This is a genomic window from uncultured Nocardioides sp., from assembly GCF_902805925.1.
GTDB lineage: Bacteria > Actinomycetota > Actinomycetes > Propionibacteriales > Nocardioidaceae > Nocardioides.
The window spans coordinates 1-5,028 of sequence record NZ_CADCUP010000165.1; the positions used below are offsets into that span (position 1 = coordinate 1).

The following is a 5,028-nucleotide window of genomic DNA, read 5'->3' on the forward strand; positions in this document are numbered from 1 at the left end:
GCAGCTGGGCCTCGAGCGCCTCGACGCGCTGGCGCAGTCGCACGGCCTCCGTGGCGTCGGCACCGCCCACCGCGGCCGGTCGGAGGCGACCGACCGCGCCGTCGTACGCCGCCTGCCAGTCCTCGGCCCGGGTCAGCCAGGCGAAGGCTGCCGTGCCGGGGGCGTCGTCGTCGGCCGGTGGGGCGCCGGCAGCAGCGACCTGCAGCCCGACAGCGGTGCGGAACCCCTCGTCGGCGAGCGCCGAGGCGATCGCTGCCCCACCGAGGCGGGCGCGGCGCCGGGGTGCGAACTGCACCACCCGGCGCAGGGGCACCGGGACGTCCGCCACGGCCGGCAGCACGTCGGCGGCCAGGGCGAGGACCCGGACGCGCACGGGGTCGGGCAGCTGCTCGAGGAGCGGGCCGACGGGCCCGGGCTGCGGTTCGGCGCTCATGACGTGCTCACAAGGCGGGCACCTCGTCCTAGCCCCGGCCGCCCACCGGGCCGTCGGCTGCCGGGTCGCCGGCGGCGGCGTTGCGGTCGACGACCTGGATGGCGTCCGAGCGCCCGCACCACCGGCAGGTCACCGACTCCAGGCGCTCCTGCTCGACCTGCTGCTCCTCGACGACGTGGTCGCCGGCGAGGTCGAAGTGCCAGAACTCGGTGGTGCGACGGCTGGTGCTGACGTCGAACCGCGTGAGGTTGCCGCAGCCCGCGCAGCGCCAGCGCTGCGTCGCGTCGGGATGTGCTGCGGTCACGGGGTTCTCCTCGTCCACGGGGGGCACGTGGCGGCCGGGGGTGCTCGGGGGTGCTCGACGAACCCTGCCAGCGTAGTCCGCGAGCCGTCCCGCCTTTGTCGGTGCCCACGTCTAGCGTCGCCGACATGAGCAGTGCCGTTCAGCGCGAGACCTCCCGGTGGGAGGCGCAACGCAGCTTCGATGAGCTGGGGCGCCCGCTGCGCGACGTCACCTTCACCGTCGTCGACCTCGAGACCACCGGTGGCTCCGCCGCCGGCGGCTCGATGATCACCGAGATCGGCGCGGTCAAGGTGCGCTCCGGGGAGGTCCTCGGCGAGTTCCAGACGCTGGTGGACCCCCGAGCGGAGATCCCGCCCTTCATCGCGGTGCTGACCGGCATCACCAACGCGATGGTCGGCGACGCGCCGCCCATCGAGTCGGCGCTGCCGGCCTTCCTCGAGTTCGCCGCCGGCACGGTCCTGGTCGCCCACAACGCCCCGTTCGACGTCGGGTTCCTCCAGCACTTCGCCCGCGAGCAGGGCCGCCCCTGGCCCCGCTTCGAGGTGCTCGACACCGCCAAGCTGGCGCGCCGCGTCATCACCCGCGACGACGCGCCCAACTGCAAGCTCTCCTCGCTGGCCCGGCTGTTCGGCTCGTCCACGACACCCAACCACCGCGCGCTGGCCGATGCCCGCGCCACCGTCGACGTGCTGCACGGCCTGATGGAGCGGCTGGGCGGGCTCGGCGTCCACACCCTCGAGGAGCTGCAGACCTTCAGCTCCCGGGTCACCACGGCCCAGCGCAAGAAGCGCCACCTCGCCGAGGCGCTGCCGCACTCCCCCGGCGTCTACCTCTTCCAGGACGACCGTGCCCGGGTGCTCTACGTCGGCACCTCGCGCGACCTGCGCAGCCGGGTGCGCACCTACTTCACCGCCTCGGAGACGCGCTCGCGGATGGGAGAGATGGTGGGCCTCGCCTCCACCGTCACCGGCATCGAGTGCGCGACGCCGTTGGAGGCGGAGGTGCGCGAGCTGCGCCTGATCGCCGAGCACAAGCCGAAGTACAACCGCCGCTCGCGGTTCCCCGAGAAGGTGCACTTCGTCAAGCTCACCCGCGAGGCGTGGCCGCGCCTGTCGCTGGTGCGCCGGGTGCTCGAGGACGACGCCGACTACCTCGGCCCCTTCTCCTCGCGCAAGACGGCGGAGAAGTGCCTGGCCGCCCTGCACGACACCTTCCCCGTGCGCCAGTGCTCCGACAAGCTGCCGTCCGCGCCGACCCCGGCCACGCGCTCGGCGTGCGTGCTGGCCGAGATGGGGCGGTGCCTCTCGCCGTGCGACGGCAGCGTCGACGCCGCGACGTACGCCGCCCTCGTGCGCCAGCTGCGCGACACCCTGCTCCGCCGCCCCGACCAGGTGGTCGAGGCCATCAACCGCCGGATGAGCACGCTCGCGGAGCTGGAGCGCTTCGAGGAGGCCGGCGTCCACCGCGACCGCCTCTCCTCCTTCGTGCGCGCCGCGGCCCGCACCCAGCGCCTGTCCGCGCTGACCCGCTGCTCCGAGGTGGTGGCCGGACGCCGGGACGACGACGGCCGCTGGTCCGTGCACGTGGTGCGCCACGGTCGCCTCGCCGCGGCGGGCGTGATCCCGCCCGGTGCCGACGCCCTCCAGTACGTCGCCGAGCTGCGCGGCAGCGCCGAGACCGTGCGCAGCGCCCCCGGGCCCGTGCCGGCGGCCACCGCGGAGGAGACCGAGAAGGTGCTGCGCTGGCTGGAGTCCCCGGGGATCCGCCTCATCGACGTCGACGGGGAGTGGGCCTGCCCCGTCGCCGGTGCCACCCGCCACCTCTCCGTCTACGACGCGGCCACCCAGTCGCGGCTGTCCCTGGTGCCCTTCGACGAGCAGCGCCTGCCGGCTCCCGTGCACCGTCCGGCCCGCTAGCACTAGCGTGTCCCCATGATCACCGCCATCGTGTTCGTCAAGGCCGACGTCGCGCGCATCCCGGAGGTGGCCGAGGCGATCGCGGCGCTCGAGGGCGTCAGCGAGGTCTACTCCGTCACCGGCCAGATCGACCTCATCGCCCTGGTGCGGGTGACCAACCACGACGACATCGCCTCGGTGGTGGCCGACAGGCTCAACAAGGTCGATGGCGTCACCGCCACCGAGACCCACATCGCCTTCCGCGCCTACTCCCGGCACGACCTCGAGTCGGCGTTCTCGCTCGGCCTCGACTAGGTCGACCTCCCGGGCATGGCCCGTTGTGACTAGACCGGTCGGCCGAAGGCCACTTTCCCTCGTTTCGCCGCGCCTGCAGTCCTTGTGTTCCTACGCTGCTCAGACGCACAAGCGAACGGTGGGCACCACGGCATGGCAAGGAAAGTCCCGGTAGAGGGGTCTGTGGGCGCCGCCCCCTCCTCCCCTCGATCCGTCTGGCCCTGGCTGGGACTTGTCGCGGGCCTACTCATGGCGCAGGGCGCATGGATATTCCTGATCCCGCCCTTCGATGGCCAGGATGAGCACGACCACGCGTTCAAGGCGGCTGCTGTGGCGCGTGGCGACTGGGGCGGTGCTCACGATCGCGTGGAGGTAGGGCGCGGGGCACTCATGGCGGTCCCGGAGGACATCGTCACGGCAGCCCTCCCCGCCTGCGAGGCGCTTCCCTACACGCAGCGCGACGACTGCAACCCGAGTGCCACGTTGCCTGACGGACAGGTCCTGGTGGCAACGTCGTTCGCGCCGACGCATCCAGCCTTCTACGCCTTGGTCGGAACCGCCGCATTGCCTTTCGAGGGAGCGGCAGCCGGCTACGCCATGCGAGTGGCTGGTTCTGTGCTGTGCACGACGATGATGGTCGCGGCCTTCGCCGTCATCCGTCGAACGTCGCGCACGCAGTGGCCGGCGACGGGCTTCCTGCTCCTGTTGACACCCGCGATGATGTACGCGACGAGCCTGCCGGCACCGAACGGCCCCGAGATGGCTGCCGGCCTGCTGCTGTGGTCCACCCTGCTGTTCGGATCGACGGAGTCGGCGCCGGCCCCCAGGTGGGTGATCGCCGCCGGCACGACCGCCGCCGTCCTGCTCGCCACCGTCCGGACGATCGGACCTCTGTGGCTCGGACTCTGCGTACTCGTCGCCGTGATGTACCACGGTGTCCCGTGGGCGCTGGAGCGTCTACGCGATCGCTCCCTGTGGCCCGCCTACGCCGTCGTCGTGCTGGCAGTGATGGCAGGTGCCGCGTGGACTCTGCTCTTCTCACCGAACGACCCGGAGAACGAGTCGGGACCTCAGTTCGTGGGTTCGGCATGGCCGTACATGCCCAGCGCTGGGGTGGTCTGGTTGATTCAGTTGGTCGCCGCCATCCCACGACGCAACAGCATGGTGCCGATCTCCGTGTACGCGGTGGTCCTGGCCGCTTGGACCGTGATGTTGTGCGTTGCCTGCTGGAGAGGGCACAGGGCTGTTCGCTGGTCGATCGCCGCCATCTTCGTGTCGACGACCGGCGTCTCCATCGCGCTCACCGTCGCGACCTACACCGAGATCGGGCTCGCCTGGCAGGGCCGCTACTCGTGGCCCTTCGTGCTGGGCTGGTTGTTGTTGGCTGCCCACTCGTTGGAGCGCCGCCGCGCGTCCGGTGACCTGTCAGCGCTTGTGATGTCAGGGGCCGTTGCTGCCTTCTCCCTGACCACCAGCGTGGTCGGCGTCCGGAGCAAGCTCCTCGCCCGTGGCGTGGCGGACGCGTCATGGACGGCGCCGTCCACGCAACTAGTCGCTCTCTTGACGCTGTCGGGTGTGCTGCTGACCGTCGGCGCCCTGGCGACGTTGCGGGTCAAGCAGCCAGTCTCCGCTCGTCAGGATGCTGCGGACGATGCACCGGCCCTCGTGTGACAGGACCTGCCACGGCACGTGGTGCGCCATCGAGACTCGTGAAGCCGGTCGTCAAGCGCTGATCGGCTAGCCTCCGGCCGTGACGTGGCTCGAGGACAACTGGCTCGACATCCTCGGCTGGGGCGGGAGCGCACTCCTGGTGTACTCCCTGCTCCAGTCGAGGGTGCTGCGCTTCCGCGTGCTGAACCTCGCCGCGTGCGTGCTGCTCGTGGTGTTCAACGCGCTGGTCGAGGTGTGGCCGATGGTGGGCATGAACACCGTGCTCTGCGTCATCAACGTGTGGTTCATCGCCAAGCTGCTGCGGGAGCGGCACGACGAGGCGGCGTTCGAGGTGCTGCAGGTGCGCCCCGACGACGAGTACCTCCGCCACACCCTGCGCGTGCACGGCGCCGACATCCTGGCCTTCCAGCCCGACTTCATCTGGGACCCCG

At 71.4% G+C, this 5,028-nt stretch carries 4 protein-coding genes and 2 pseudogenes; 4 read left to right on the plus strand and 2 right to left on the minus strand.

Translation table 11 applies throughout. The features are described from left to right. Both QZX64_RS11900 and QZX64_RS11905 read right to left on the minus strand, forming a co-directional pair. Positions 1-433, minus strand: a pseudogene (locus QZX64_RS11900) (RNA-binding protein); the annotation flags it as partial. Positions 434-461: 28 nt separating this feature from the next. Continuing rightward, the gene (locus QZX64_RS11905) at positions 462-737 is read right to left on the minus strand and encodes a hypothetical protein (RefSeq protein WP_295660053.1); all 276 of its coding nucleotides are present in this window, start codon (positions 735-737) and stop codon (positions 462-464) included. 125 nt (positions 738-862) lie between these two features. On the opposite strand from QZX64_RS11905, the gene QZX64_RS11910 reads away from it, so the two are divergent. The 4 genes and pseudogenes from QZX64_RS11910 to QZX64_RS11925 all read left to right on the plus strand — a co-directional run. Then, the gene (locus QZX64_RS11910) at positions 863-2,653 is read left to right on the plus strand and encodes a DEDD exonuclease domain-containing protein (protein ID WP_295660056.1); all 1,791 of its coding nucleotides are present in this window, start codon (positions 863-865) and stop codon (positions 2,651-2,653) included. 15 nt (positions 2,654-2,668) lie between these two features. Beyond that, a complete protein-coding gene (locus QZX64_RS11915) occupies positions 2,669-2,947 on the plus strand; it encodes an Lrp/AsnC family transcriptional regulator (RefSeq protein ID WP_295660059.1) in 279 nt (92 codons plus the stop codon). Positions 2,948-3,175: 228 nt separating this feature from the next. Then, complete coding sequence (locus tag QZX64_RS11920; protein WP_295660062.1) at positions 3,176-4,597, plus strand: DUF2142 domain-containing protein; 1,422 nt, start codon at positions 3,176-3,178, stop codon at positions 4,595-4,597. Between the two features lie 79 nt (positions 4,598-4,676). Continuing rightward, positions 4,677-5,028: pseudogene (locus QZX64_RS11925) on the plus strand (hypothetical protein); the annotation flags it as partial.